11 protein-coding genes and 1 pseudogene are annotated in these 12,603 nt (G+C 52.1%); 7 read left to right on the forward strand and 5 right to left on the reverse strand.

Going from position 1 to position 12,603, the window contains the following annotated elements; all coding sequences use genetic code 11:
• Positions 1 to 79 precede the first annotated feature (79 nt).
• A complete protein-coding gene (locus J4613_RS02760) occupies positions 80 to 1,258 on the forward strand; it encodes a benzoate/H(+) symporter BenE family transporter (protein WP_111742345.1) in 1,179 nt (392 codons plus the stop codon).
• 53 nt (positions 1,259 to 1,311) lie between these two features.
• On the opposite strand, the gene J4613_RS02765 is transcribed toward J4613_RS02760, so the two are convergent.
• The 3 genes from J4613_RS02765 to tehA all read right to left on the reverse strand — a co-directional run bounded on the left by J4613_RS02765 (position 1,312) and on the right by tehA (position 3,732).
• The gene (locus J4613_RS02765) at positions 1,312 to 1,980 is read right to left on the reverse strand and encodes a DUF3313 domain-containing protein (RefSeq protein WP_001259025.1); all 669 of its coding nucleotides are present in this window, start codon (positions 1,978 to 1,980) and stop codon (positions 1,312 to 1,314) included.
• A 155-nt stretch (positions 1,981 to 2,135) separates the two neighbouring features.
• Complete coding sequence (gene tehB, locus J4613_RS02770) at positions 2,136 to 2,732, reverse strand: tellurite resistance methyltransferase TehB (protein WP_000218277.1); 597 nt, start codon at positions 2,730 to 2,732, stop codon at positions 2,136 to 2,138.
• On the reverse strand, positions 2,719 to 3,732 hold the full coding sequence (gene tehA, locus J4613_RS02775) for a dicarboxylate transporter/tellurite-resistance protein TehA (RefSeq protein WP_001243996.1): 1,014 nt from the start codon (positions 3,730 to 3,732) through the stop codon (positions 2,719 to 2,721). The genes tehB and tehA overlap by 14 nt, the downstream gene beginning before the upstream one ends.
• A gap of 106 nt (positions 3,733 to 3,838) precedes the next feature.
• Between tehA and ydcK the strand changes: the two genes are divergently transcribed.
• On the forward strand, positions 3,839 to 4,819 hold the full coding sequence (ydcK, locus tag J4613_RS02780; RefSeq protein WP_020438126.1) for a YdcK family protein: 981 nt from the start codon (positions 3,839 to 3,841) through the stop codon (positions 4,817 to 4,819).
• Here ydcK and rimL read toward each other — a convergent pair.
• Positions 4,816 to 5,355, reverse strand: coding sequence for a 50S ribosomal protein L7/L12-serine acetyltransferase (gene rimL, locus J4613_RS02785; protein ID WP_000229298.1), 540 nt, complete (start codon positions 5,353 to 5,355; stop codon positions 4,816 to 4,818). The genes ydcK and rimL overlap by 4 nt on opposite strands.
• A gap of 216 nt (positions 5,356 to 5,571) precedes the next feature.
• Here rimL and J4613_RS02790 point away from each other — a divergent pair, with 216 nt between their 5' ends.
• The 4 genes and pseudogenes from J4613_RS02790 to sgcQ form a co-directional block, all read left to right on the forward strand.
• Positions 5,572 to 6,690: a M42 family metallopeptidase gene (locus J4613_RS02790; protein ID WP_000144629.1), complete on the forward strand. Its 1,119-nt coding sequence runs from the start codon at positions 5,572 to 5,574 to the stop codon at positions 6,688 to 6,690.
• Positions 6,687 to 6,968: a PTS sugar transporter subunit IIB SgcB gene (gene sgcB, locus J4613_RS02795; protein WP_000976132.1), complete on the forward strand. Its 282-nt coding sequence runs from the start codon at positions 6,687 to 6,689 to the stop codon at positions 6,966 to 6,968. Before J4613_RS02790 ends, sgcB begins: the two co-directional genes overlap by 4 nt.
• A 10-nt stretch (positions 6,969 to 6,978) precedes the next feature.
• The gene (gene sgcC, locus J4613_RS02800; protein WP_000460835.1) at positions 6,979 to 8,292 is read left to right on the forward strand and encodes a PTS sugar transporter subunit IIC SgcC; all 1,314 of its coding nucleotides are present in this window, start codon (positions 6,979 to 6,981) and stop codon (positions 8,290 to 8,292) included.
• A 13-nt stretch (positions 8,293 to 8,305) separates the two neighbouring features.
• A pseudogene (sgcQ, locus tag J4613_RS02805) lies at positions 8,306 to 8,770 on the forward strand (BtpA family protein SgcQ); the annotation flags it as partial.
• Positions 8,771 to 8,795: 25 nt separating this feature from the next.
• On the opposite strand, the gene J4613_RS02810 reads toward sgcQ, so the two are convergent.
• Positions 8,796 to 11,783, reverse strand: coding sequence for a Tn3 family transposase (locus tag J4613_RS02810; protein ID WP_208293643.1), 2,988 nt, complete (start codon positions 11,781 to 11,783; stop codon positions 8,796 to 8,798).
• A gap of 167 nt (positions 11,784 to 11,950) precedes the next feature.
• Here J4613_RS02810 and J4613_RS02815 point away from each other — a divergent pair, with 167 nt between their 5' ends.
• A complete protein-coding gene (locus J4613_RS02815; protein ID WP_130954601.1) occupies positions 11,951 to 12,589 on the forward strand; it encodes a recombinase family protein in 639 nt (212 codons plus the stop codon).
• Positions 12,590 to 12,603 lie beyond the last annotated feature (14 nt).

Below are 12,603 nucleotides of genomic sequence, written 5' to 3' on the forward strand. Positions count from 1 at the left end.
TAAGGCCATAGCGTATCACTTGTACGCTATAACGCACAATGCTACATTGACTGACCGTTATAACGCACAAGAGGCGATCATGCGTCTGTTATCACTGCCGTTACCTACTGTATTATCTGGTCTGGTCGCCGTTCTGGTCGGCTATGCAAGTTCCGCCGCCATTATCTGGCAGGCGGCGCTTGCCGCTGGCGCAACACCCGCAGAGATCGCCGGCTGGATGACCGCCCTCGGTATAGCCATGGGCATAAGCACACTAACGTTAACCTTGTGGTATCGTGCGCCGGTTTTAACCGCCTGGTCAACGCCTGGCGCCGCTCTGTTGGTGACAGGGCTTCAGGGATTATCGTTGCCAGACGCCGTGGGCATATTCATTGTCGCCAATGCCCTGATTGTGCTGTGCGGCGTCACGGGATTGTTTGCGCGTTTGATGCGGATAATCCCCCATTCTCTTGCCGCCGCAATGCTGGCGGGAATACTGCTACGCTTCGGCCTGCAGGCGTTCGGGACGCTCAACGGAGAGTTTGTCATGTGCGGCGGTATGCTATTGGCGTGGCTACTCTTTAAAGTATTCGCGCCCCGCTATGCCGTTATTGCTGCCATGGTGATGGGAATAACGGTGGCGCTCATCCAGGGTAAGGTGGCGATGAGCGGTATTCATTTCGCGCCGGTGTGGCCCACCTTCGTTCCCCCCCACTTTTCATTCGCTCAAAGCCTGAGCGTCGCGGTACCGCTCTTCCTGGTGACGATGGCATCGCAAAACGCCCCCGGCGTCGCCACAATAAAGGCGTCTGGCTATCAGCTTCCTGTCTCTCCGTTAATGATTTTTACCGGATTGCTGGCGCTGCTGCTTTCGCCATTTGGCGTTTATTCTATCTGCATTGCCGCCATTACAGCCGCCATTTGTCAAAGCCCGGACGCACACCCCGATCCAACGCGTCGCTGGTTAGCGGCCGCCGCCGCAGGCGTTTTTTATTTACTTGCCGGGTGGTTTGGCGGTTCGATAACCGCGCTGATGGTCGCCCTGCCGGTTAGCTGGGTGCAAATGCTGGCTGGTCTGGCACTGTTAAGTACGATTAGCGGTAGCCTGTATCAGGCGCTTACCCACGAAAGTGAGCGTGACGCGGCAGTTATCGCATTTCTCGTCACCGCCAGCGGGCTAACGCTGATGGGCATCGGATCGGCATTCTGGGGGTTGATCGCTGGCGGGATAGGCTACGCAGTATTAACGAGAACGCGCCGCCCATCGTTGTCTAGCTGATGGTGACCGCTAATCTGCCGGGGTTTGCGCCATCTTGCGATGGCGCCGCAGAATTATTTTTTGTTAACGTCAAACATAGAGGTATCCGTCGCCATATCATCCACGACCTGTTTCAACGTCTCAAACGCCATTGGCGTACTGGAGTTACTCAGGTCTTTACCTTCACCCTGGCGTACTACCTTGACGACCGGCTTGTTGGTCGCGGCATCTATCAGCTCACCTTCAAAATAGAGGTGGGTATCCATGGTCCGGTGGCCCGTCGCCATTTGCGTGCCCGCCACAATCAGCGCTACAGGGATCACCTCATAGAATTGCAGCCCTTCTTTGCTGGTATCCACGCCCGTAATCGCCCCGCGGAAAATCAAACTGCGCGGCCCTGGCGTCGTGACCAGCGGTTTGCGCTGTTCAATTGCTGATTTTACTTTAGTGTTCGTATAAGCCAGCAGTTTATCAAGAACTTGCTGCCCGACCTGGGTCGTTGGTTTGGGGACGGGATAGTATGTTATCGGATTGTAAACAATACTATCATAGTTAGAGTCATTGAAATGTGGATCTACCCAGCGCAACACCGGTTTCCCCGTGGCGGAGGTAGTTTCCTGCAGGTCCGAATAATTTTTTAAGAATCCAGAATACTTATCCGGCTGTGTGACTTTAGACGCACAGCCGGATAACGCCAGCAAGCCAGTAAGCACTGCAACTTTAAATAAAGTATGAGTACGCATGAAACGATCCCTTTAGTCTTCGCAATGATGCAAAGGAAATAATAGCAAAACGAAATCATTCTGGATGCACTAAAAATGGTAACGACAGCACAATTTGAACGCGGCGCCCGACAAAAAAATGCCGAACGCTGCGAGACTTACAGAACTTGCATCGCTCAGGCCGTTTTTCTCGCCAGCATCGTAGCAAAGCGCAGTTTGATACGGTTGCCGTTTTCGTCCGTGCGGTGAAGCTCGCCGACATCTTCGTTGTATTTCAGCATGTCCCATCCTTCGTAATAGCGGCGTAATTCGCCTTCTTTAAAAGCGAACGGGAATCCCACCGTACAGGGAAAGTCCGGCGTATCCATTGCCGCAACAATCAAATTATACCCGCCGGTTTTTGTGCAGCGTTGCATATTGGCAATTAAACCGGGAATGGTTTGCGCCTCAAGAAACATCATAACCACTGTCGAGAGAATAAAATCGTACTCGCCGTCAAAGGTCAGTGTATTCAGATCGACAATGTCGGTTTGCAGATTATCCAGCCCCTCTGCCGCTTTAATACGCTCAAGGTTAGCCATACTGGCCGGATTTTTATCCCACGCGGTAACGTCATAACCGTTCGCGGCCAGATACAGACTATTACGGCCATTGCCACATCCCAAATCCAGCGTTCGGCCTGGCGCGACAACCTTTGCCGCCGCCAGCACATCCGAATGCGTGCGGGTTAATCCGTATTTCTCAGTAAAATAATTTTCGTCACGAACGGTCATTTTTTTCCTCCGTTTTCAACAGTGCAGCGCGCTCAGTGCGAATAAGCAACGTCCCCTGCACCAGCAATAGAAATGTACGAACCAGCAATAAGGCGATAATAGCGTTAGTGAAAATAAACAGCGGGACGGCCAGAATATGGAAAAGCCCTGATTCACTACCGTGACCAAGATGTAACCCCGTGGTCGCCAGCGCGGAAACGCCGAACGAAAAACTCCAGAAGGAAGCATTAAACGGTTGTGATAAATACCAGGGCATTAATCGCAGCATAAATAAAAGCTGTAACAGACCGTAGCCGAATAACATTTTCGCCAGCGTGTCGCCCTCCCCGCCATTGACGCTCAGCCAGGCGCTACAGGCGACCAGCGCGGGCGCCAGTTGGATACCCAGCGACGTACGCAGCACCGCCGGTAATTCGCCGCAGCTACGCAGTCGCTGCAAAATAACCGGCTCCAGACTTAACCACGAAAAGACGCCTGCGCCTAAAAACACCAGTCCTGCATCATTGTAACCGAGCGCTCCACAGGCCATAGCGCTGATAAAATTATTCGCTACCGTGGGCAGATAAAGTCCTGGGGTTGTCGCTTCTTCCGGATGCGCTCCGCGCCAAAGTCCCGCCGTCTGCCAGGCGGCATACGCCAGTTGTATGACGACCCCCACGCTGAATAGCGCAACGGCCAACGGGCGATACCAGGGAACGAAACCGATCGCGACCAGCATCGTGGTGGCGGGAAACAGGCTGACAAAACTGCTCATTACCGGATGTCGCACCTCAGCCATCACGCTATGGGGAAAGCGCACCAGACGGCTAAGGAACGCCAGGGTCAAGAGTGCCCAAATAATCATCGCCAGGATCACCATGATGTCGCCGGGCCAGTGGCTTATTGCCCATATCTGGCTGGCATAACGCCAGGCGAATCCCATACCGATAGTGCCAAGGACGATGCCAAAATAGCCCGCAGGCAGATTGAGCACGCGATCGCTCTGCTTGTGATTACGCATTTTGTTTAATTTATAAAGTATATTTGAAATGCATTTTATGGAATTTCTGGTTGTTTCGCCAGTACCTTTGCTACGGTTATCTTAATCGTTCACACGGAATTTCCCTATGACCAAATATCGACTGAGTGAAGAACCTCGTGCTTTTACTTATCAGGTAGACGGTGAGAAGAAAAGCGTCTTATTACGACAAGTTATTGCCGTAACGGATTTTAACGATGTTAAAGCCGGAACCTCCGGCGGCTGGGTTGATGCCGATAATGTGCTGTCACAACAGGGGGATTGCTGGATTTATGATGAAAACGCGATGGCCTTTGCGGGCACGGAAATTACGGGTAACGCGCGTATCACGCAGCCGTGCACGCTCTACAATAACGTGCGAATAGGCGATAACGTCTGGATTGATCGCGCTGATATCAGCGATGGCGCGCGGATAAGTGACAACGTCACCATTCAGTCCTCTTCCGTGCGCGGAGAGTGTGCGATTTATGGCGATGCCCGCGTGTTAAACCAGTCAGAAATTCTCGCCGTTCAGGGACTAACGCATGAACATGCGCAGATTTTACAAATTTACGATCGCGCCACCGTGAACCATTCGCGGATTGTCCATCAGGTACAGCTTTATGGCGACGCCACTATCACACACGCTTTTATTGAGCACCGGGCGGAGGTCTTTGATTTCGCGCTCATCGAAGGCAACAAAGACAATAATGTCTGGATCTGTGACTGCGCCAAAGTCTATGACCATGCGCGGGTTATCGCCGGCACAGAGGAAGATGCTATCCCTACCCTTCGCTACAGCTCGCAGGTAGCGGAACATGCGTTAATCGAAGGCAACTGTGTGTTAAAACATCATGTGCTGGTAGGCGGACATGCTGAGGTACGCGGAGGCCCGATTTTACTGGACGACCGCGTGCTGATTGAAGGCCAGGCCTGTATACAGGGCGAAATTCTGATTGAGCACCAGGTCGAGATTAGCGGACGGGCGGCGGTGATAGCCTTTGACGGCAATACTATTCATCTGCGCGGCCCAAAAGTGATCAATGGCGAGGATCGTATTACGCGTACCCCCTTAGTCGGTTCCCTTTAATCCGCATCAATAATGCGGGCATACATATTAACGTCGTGATAGTCGCCGTTAAGATACTCCGCCTGCTTCATACAGCCTTCCAGCGTAAAATGGTTGCGCCGTGCGACTGCGTTACTGGCCTGATTATCAACGCGGCATTTAATGACGAAGCGCCGAATATCGCCGCGCCGGGCATAATGTGTCATCAGCGCCTGTAATGATTGCGACATTATCCCTTGTCCCTGGAGGGACTCATCCAGCCAGTAACCGATATAGGCGGCTTTGTTTACCGGTTCAATGACATTAAATGAGAGTACGCCCGCCATCTCATTCTGGCAGAAAATCAGGTACATTTTGGCGTAACCACGCTGGTGCAACAGCATATTACCTTGCACATGCTTACGCGTTTCCTCCTGCGACGTGACATATTGCGGCCAGTCGAGCGACTGTTGTAGCCACGCTTTGTTTTTGAGTACCAGTTGGTGCAGCGCCGGAACATGACTTTCATCTGCCGCTTGTAGTTCCAGCGTCGTGCTAACAGGAATAATTTCCACCATCGCGTTGCCCTTCTTCGTTGTTGGTCGTAATCACATAAATAGCCTGGTTTACCGATAACCCGCAGGTGATATGAGCGTTTTTATTGTATCGCCATCACATTATTTTTTATTGGCCATATTTAGCGTATTTCCGCGTGACACATTTCACACTTATCCAACCATTCTCCGCCTATAAAACGCTCAACGACTGATTGTTTTATCACCACGGAGACGCCAATGACCTTTTCTGTGCAGGAAACGCTTTTTTCTTTACTGCGGCTAAACGGGATTTCAGGACATGAAAGCAGTATTGCAAACGTTATGCAGCACGCGTTTGAACAGCAGGCCAAAGACGTCTGGCGGGATCGCTTAGGCAATGTCGTCGCCCGTTATGGCAGCGACAAATCCGACGCGCTTCGCCTGATGATTTTTGCGCATATGGATGAAGTCGGTTTTATGGTACGCAAGATCGAACCCTCCGGCTTTTTACGTTTTGAACGCGTGGGCGGCCCGGCGCAAATTACTATGCCCGGTTCGGTCGTGACGCTTGCCGGACGTTCAGGCGATATCATGGGCTGTATCGGTATTAAAGCATATCACTTCGCGAAGGGTGACGAGCGCACCCAGCCTCCCGCGCTCGATAAACTCTGGATTGATATCGGCGCAAAAGATAAAGCGGATGCCGAACGAATGGGTATTCAGGTGGGGACGCCAGTAACCCTTTACAACCCGCCGCACTGTCTGGGCAACGACCTGGTATGCAGTAAGGCGCTGGATGACAGACTGGGGTGTACGGCGCTACTGGGCGTCGCCGAGGCTCTCGCCTCCACACCGCTCGATATCGCGGTGTTCCTGGTCGCGTCGGTACAGGAAGAGTTCAATATTCGCGGGATTGTTCCCGTTTTACGACGCGTGCGCCCCGACCTGGCGATTGGTATTGATATCACCCCATCCTGCGACACGCCTGACCTGCAGGATTACTCGGATGTGCGGGTCAACCACGGCGTCGGCATCACCTGTCTGAACTATCACGGACGCGGTACGTTGGCGGGACTGATTACGCCGCCGCGTTTGCTGCGGATGCTGGAGACCACCGCGCACGAAAATAATATTCCCGTACAGCGAGAAGTCGCGCCAGGCGTCATCACCGAAACCGGCTACATTCAGGTTGAACTGGACGGTATTCCCTGCGCCAGTCTTTCTATTCCCTGCCGCTATACCCACTCGCCAGCCGAAGTCGCCAGCCTGCGCGACCTGGCTGATTGTATCCGTTTACTGACTGCGCTGGCCAACATGTCGCCAGAACAGTTTCCCATTGAGCCTGAAACAGGCGCTACACAAGAGGCACGACCATGATGAAAAAGATCCTTGTGGCATGTGGTACCGGCATGTCGACATCAACCATGATTGCACAAAAACTGCAGGACTTTCTCGCGGAGCAAGGCATTGCGGCAACCACGGCGCAATGTTGTCTGAATGAGATCCCGTTGAACTGTAACGGTATGGATCTCATCGTAACGTCCATGCGTACGCACAGTGACTATGGCATCCCGACGCTCAACGGCGCCGCCCTGCTGACAGGCATCAACGACGACGCATTAAAACAAGAAATCAAGGCGCTGTTAACACAATAAAGGGGGCATTATGTTTGATTACATCCTGTCTCTCGGCGGCACCGTTTTTGTGCCCATCATTATGATTATCATCGGCTTAATCTTTCGTATTCCCTGGCTGCAGGCGGTGAAAGCCGGGGTGACGGTCGGCATCGGTTTTGTCGGCATGGGGTTGGTGATCGTCATGGCGATCGACAGTCTCAGTCCGCCGATTAAAGTGATGATTGAGCGTTTTGGCCTGACGCTGCATGTGTTTGACGTCGGCGCCGGGCCCGCATCCGGCGTCGGCTATGCGACGGCCATCGGCGCGATGATCATTCCCGTTATCTTTCTGCTCAACGTCGGTATGCTGGTGACTCGTCTGACCAAAACCATGAACGTTGATATTTATAACTACTGGCACTACGCCATTACCGGAACGGTCGTCCAGTTGATGACCGGCAGTCTGATTTATGGCGTACTGGGCGCGATTTGCCACGCCGCCTTGTCGTTGAAAATGGCCGACTGGACGGCGAAACGGGTACAGAACATTGTGGGTCTGGAAGGGATTTCTATTCCGCAAGGGTATGGCTCCAGCTCCGTGCCGTTGTTCGTATTGCTGGATGCGATATACGAAAAAATACCGTTTATGAAAGGACGCAATATTGATGCTCAGGAGATCCAAAAACGGTATGGGATGGTTGGCGACCCGGTGATCATTGGCGTTGTTCTCGGGCTGATCTTCGGACTTGCCGCAGGCGAAGGCTTTAAAGGGTGCGCAACCTTAATGATTACCGTGGCGGCGATTATGGTGCTGTTTCCGCGCATGATTCGCCTTATCGTTGAGGGATTAATGCCCATTTCCGACGGCGCACGTAAGTTCTTCCAGAAACACTTTAAAGGGCGCGAAGTCTTTATCGGTCTGGATACCGCAGTGACGTTAGGCCACCCGACCACCATCGCGGTTGGACTGCTGTTAATTCCCATCATGTTAATTCTGGCGAGCATACTGCCGGGCAATAAAGTCCTGCCGCTGGCTGATTTACCGGTTGCGCCGTTTTTTATCTGCATGGCCACGGTTATTCATCGCGGCGATCTGATTCGTACTCTGCTCAGCGGCATCATTGTCATGATTACCGTTCTGCTGATCGCCACCCAGTTCGCACCGTACTTTACCGATATGGCGCTCAAAGGCGGCTTTAGCTTCGCCGCTGAAAACGCGCAAATTACCGCGCTGTCGGTGGGAAATATGTTTGGCTGGTCAATATCTGAATTGATGTCGCTGGGCATGATTGGCGTGGTTATTGTGGTCGGCATTGTCGCCAGCATCATACTTGTCTTACGTAAACGTGAACTACCGGAATAAGGAGCAACCCAGAATGAGTTGGCTAAAAGAGGTAATAGGAACGGAAAAAGCCGTTATCGCCATGTGCCATTTACGGGCGTTGCCGGGCGATCCCGGGTTCGATACCAGGAAAGGCATGAACTGGGTAATTGACCGCGCCCATGACGATTTAATGGCGCTACAAAATGGCGGCGTGGATGCGGTGATGTTCTCCAACGAATTTAGTCTGCCTTATTTAACGAAAGTCAGACCGGAAACGACCACCGCGATGGCAAGAATCATCGGTCAGTTAATGAGTGAAATTCGCGTACCGTTTGGGGTAAACGTGTTGTGGGACCCTGTGGCCTCGTTTGATTTGGCAATGGCGACCGACGCAAAATTTATTCGCGAAATTTTCACCGGCGCTTACGCCAGCGATTTTGGCGTCTGGGATACGAATGTCGGCGAAACCATTCGCCATCAGCATCGCATCGGCGCAGGCCACGTGAAAACGTTGTTTAAGGGGTCAGTTTGGATATCGAAAATTATTGTACGTTAAGGTTATTTTTTGACCTTCCTACTTTAGCTGGCCTCAGCCGACGAAACTTGCCGGAAGCCGGTATCCGGTTACTCTTCCAGATATAATCGCCTGTCAGATTGATGTGTTCCCAGCCTAGCGGGGACAAATGCGACAGCAGTTGCTCGTTGATCTTCACCCCTTTACGCTTCAGGGCATCGACCGCTCTTTCCATATAGACGGTATTCCACAGCGAGATAGCTGCCGTCAGCAGCGTCAGTCCACTGGCGCGGTAACTCTGATTTTCCGGTTTTCGGTCCCTGATTTCACCCAGCCGATGCAGGAATACCGCACGCGCCAGCGCGTTACGGGCTTCTCCTTTATTCAGTCCCGCCTGTACCCGCCGACGAAGTGCCGGATCGCGGAACCAGTCGAGCATAAACAGCGTTCGTTCAATACGGCCGATTTCTCTCAGTGCTTTGGCAAGTCCGTTTTGCTTGGGGTAGCTGGCTAGCTTTTTCAGCATCAGGGATGCTGTCACGGTTCCCTGCTTTATCGAGGTTGCCAACCGCAACACTTCACGCCAGTGAATTTCGATCTCTTTCAAATTCAGGCTGGTCGTTGATATCAGTGACTGAAGTGCCGGGTACTGGTCTGCTTTCCCTTTGATAAACAGTTTCTTGTCGTGGAGATCCCTGATTCGCGGACAGAACGCAAAGCCCAGCAGATGCATCAGGGCAAAGACATGATCTGTGAAACCCGCGGTATCGGTGTAATGCTCCCTGATTTCCAGGTCGCTTTCGTGGTACAGCAAACCATCGAGAACATGGGTTGAATCCCTGACCCGACTGATTATGCAGGTGTAAAACGGGCTGTATTGATCCGAAATATGGGTATAAAACTGACGTCCAGGCTCCTGCCCATATTTCGGGTTAACCTGCCCTGCGTAGCGGCCTGAGCTGCCTGTTCTGAAATTCTGTCCATCTGATGATGACGTTGTCCCGTCTCCCCAGAATGCCGCCAGTGGTCTTTTCCCCTGCGCATTTACCAGCTCTGCAAGAGCGGCTGAATAGGTTTCATCGCGGATGTACCATGCCTGAATATCTTCGAGTGATGATTTGGTGCTCCCGGGGCAGGCTTCTGCCATTTTGGTCAGGCCAAGATTGATGCCATCCGCAAGAATGGTGGTGAGGAGCAGGCGGGTATCGGGACGGGTAATATCATTTTTTATATGCGAAAAATGTCGGGTAAACGTTGTCCAGCTGTTTACCTCATCGAGGATTTCCGTGATTTTAGGACGCGGTAGCATGCTGTAAACCAGTTCTGCCAGCGGTGAAACCTGCACCGGAACACAGTTATCCAGCGGAGAGATTTTTACGCCTTTGTCGGATATTTCCACATCGGGCAGTTCACCAAGGGCAGCCATGGCATTGACCTCTTCAAGTCTGGACTGAAGCAGGGTCATACGGCTGGTAATGTACTCATGATAATCAGCAGATACGGGCAGCGGCAGCGCCGGAGTGAGTTTGTCAAAGTCCTTTTCGGGTATGAGGTAATCATCAAAATCTTTGTAGCGGCGCGAGCCTTTAACCCAGATATCCCCGGAGCGCAACGCCCCCTTAAGCTCGCTGAGCGCACAAAATTCATAGTACTGCCGGTCAATACCCGCAGGTGTAATAACCACCTTGCGCCAGCTTTCAGGGACAAACTCAAGCGGCGCTGTCGCCGGAACTTTACGTGACTGCTTCCGGTACATATCCTTGATCACAACCAGCGCATCAGCCAGAGGTTGCGCTGCCGGGGTGGCGACTAACTGTAAAGCGGACAACATGCGCGGGGCATATTTCCGTAATGTGCTGTATTTCTCAGTAATAATATGCAGCGGGTCAAAATTATTTTTTCTGGCGAGATGGCGTGTTTCCTCCAGACTGGCGACAAATTCAGGCCACGGGAGTATGTTTTCTATTGCGAGCCATGGATCGCCACCGGAATCGCGGGCATCAGACAGTGCCTGACCGACATCGATGTACTGCCTCAGTTTGGACTGGATCAGCTTTCCGGTCTGCTGAAGGCGCTCAGCCTGTGTTCTTTTGGCTTTGCTGAAAAGGCTGTTCAGCATTCGCTCATGCAGCTCAATCACTTCGTCTGTCAGTGTGGCTCTGGCTTCTTCCAGCACGCACACCAGGATCGCATGACGGCGGGCTGCTGAAAATCGGGTCAAATCCCGGCTACTCATCTTTCGGCCTTCCCGCGCCAGTTTCAGCAACCGGTTCTGGTGAATGGTACGATCTATACCTTCAGGTAGTGCCAGCGATTCAATGCTGCTGAGCCGATCGAGGTGTTGCAGCACGTTCTTACCATTGATTTTACCCGGCGGTTGCAGAAGCCATGTCAGCCAGGAAGGCTGATTATCTGATGACTCAAGTAAACGATCCAGGGCATCCCTGTGAGCCGGAGTTAACGGGGCATTCAGGGTCTGAAATACGATTTTATCGCCGCCAGCCATGGCCTCCGCACAGGTACGTTCCACGACATCAATCGCGGGGATTATCACGTTGTTCTGCCGGAGCCAGACCAGTAACTCTTCGGCCAGGAGAATACCTTTATCGGTGCGCGTCGCCATCGGCAACAGGTGTGTAATACAGTCCTGCTGTATTTTACCGGTGAACGCCTTTACGCCAAGATAGCGGTACAGTTCGGTTAAATGCTCACGCCGTGTCGTATCCCTGCCGGAAAGGTAAGCAGGCCAGAGATCCCCGGTAAGCTTTAGCCTGCTGGCGATATGCTTCAGCAGCGCATCAGAGGGTGGGATTTTTTTATCCGGGGCAAAGCCGACATTTTTCAGATAGCAAAGAAGGACGGCAAAACCAAAACGGCTGGCAGGTTTACGGTGGGCACTGATAAGTGCCAAATCATGTTCACTGAAATACGCCATTCGGGTCAGCGTTAACTCATCATCCGGTAATGCCAGTAATGATTCTCTTTCCGACAGAGAAAGAATCTGCCTCCTTGCCATATAGTTTCCCTCGTAAATTATTTGATGCGGTATTTTTAACAAAAATGGTTATCGCATAAGGGTACACCCTGACGCTACAACCAAAACGTGACGGCACACAATGAATGACATAACCTATATGCGATAGAGTAAATGCAATAATCTAAATGCGATAATGCGGTGGAAAAATGTTCATCAGAGCTTATTTGAGGGCATCGACGGAAGATCAGTTCGCCGATCGGGCAAAAGAGATGCTGGAGCAGTTCGTTCAGGAACGGGGGCATAAAATTGCCAGCTACTACCGGGAAAATATCAGCGGTACAAAACTTGACCGCCCGGAACTGAAACGCTTACTGATGGACAGTCACCGTAATGATATTTTGCTGGTCGAGCAGATAGACCGCCTGACCCGACTGAGTAACAGCGACTGGATAACGTTGAAAAAGCAGATAGAACAACACGAACTGCGGATTGTCAGCCTGGATGTCCCCACCTCATGGCAGGCGCTGTCAGATAAAGACCCTTCACAGGCAGACCCAATCACCCGCGCCGTGATAACTGCCATTAATAACATGCTTATCGATCTGATGGCCGCGATGTCGCATAAAGACTGGCTGAGCCGCCGCCAGCGGCAAAAACAAGGAATTGAACGCGCACATACGCTGGGTAAATACCGGGGAAAACAGGCCGATCAGGAACGGCATCAAAAAGTCCTGTACTACCGGCAGGTCAAGAAACTGAGTATCCGTGAAACGGCAGATGCAACAGGGTACAGCCCCTCCCAGATATGCCGCATTCAGGCACTGCACCGACAGTCAGAATCGTGAGATTTTGGTTACGC

Source organism: Salmonella sp. 32020114201800008SM, assembly GCF_017572025.1.
GTDB lineage: Bacteria > Pseudomonadota > Gammaproteobacteria > Enterobacterales > Enterobacteriaceae > Salmonella > Salmonella enterica.

Excerpts from the sequence above, each read along its gene's own strand:
- J4613_RS02810 (WP_208293643.1), bottom strand. The coding sequence starts at position 11,783 with ATGGCAAGGAGGCAGATTCTTTCTCTGTCGGAAAGAGAATCATTACTG.
- J4613_RS02760 (WP_111742345.1), top strand. The coding sequence starts at position 80 with ATGCGTCTGTTATCACTGCCGTTACCTACTGTATTATCTGGTCTGGTC.
- sgcB (WP_000976132.1), top strand. The coding sequence starts at position 6,687 with ATGATGAAAAAGATCCTTGTGGCATGTGGTACCGGCATGTCGACATCA.
- J4613_RS02765 (WP_001259025.1), bottom strand. The coding sequence starts at position 1,980 with ATGCGTACTCATACTTTATTTAAAGTTGCAGTGCTTACTGGCTTGCTG.
- ydcK (WP_020438126.1), top strand. The coding sequence starts at position 3,839 with ATGACCAAATATCGACTGAGTGAAGAACCTCGTGCTTTTACTTATCAG.
- J4613_RS02815 (WP_130954601.1), top strand. The coding sequence starts at position 11,951 with ATGTTCATCAGAGCTTATTTGAGGGCATCGACGGAAGATCAGTTCGCC.
- rimL (WP_000229298.1), bottom strand. The coding sequence starts at position 5,355 with ATGGTGGAAATTATTCCTGTTAGCACGACGCTGGAACTACAAGCGGCA.
- tehB (WP_000218277.1), bottom strand. The coding sequence starts at position 2,732 with ATGACCGTTCGTGACGAAAATTATTTTACTGAGAAATACGGATTAACC.
- J4613_RS02790 (WP_000144629.1), top strand. The coding sequence starts at position 5,572 with ATGACCTTTTCTGTGCAGGAAACGCTTTTTTCTTTACTGCGGCTAAAC.
- sgcC (WP_000460835.1), top strand. The coding sequence starts at position 6,979 with ATGTTTGATTACATCCTGTCTCTCGGCGGCACCGTTTTTGTGCCCATC.
- tehA (WP_001243996.1), bottom strand. The coding sequence starts at position 3,732 with ATGCGTAATCACAAGCAGAGCGATCGCGTGCTCAATCTGCCTGCGGGC.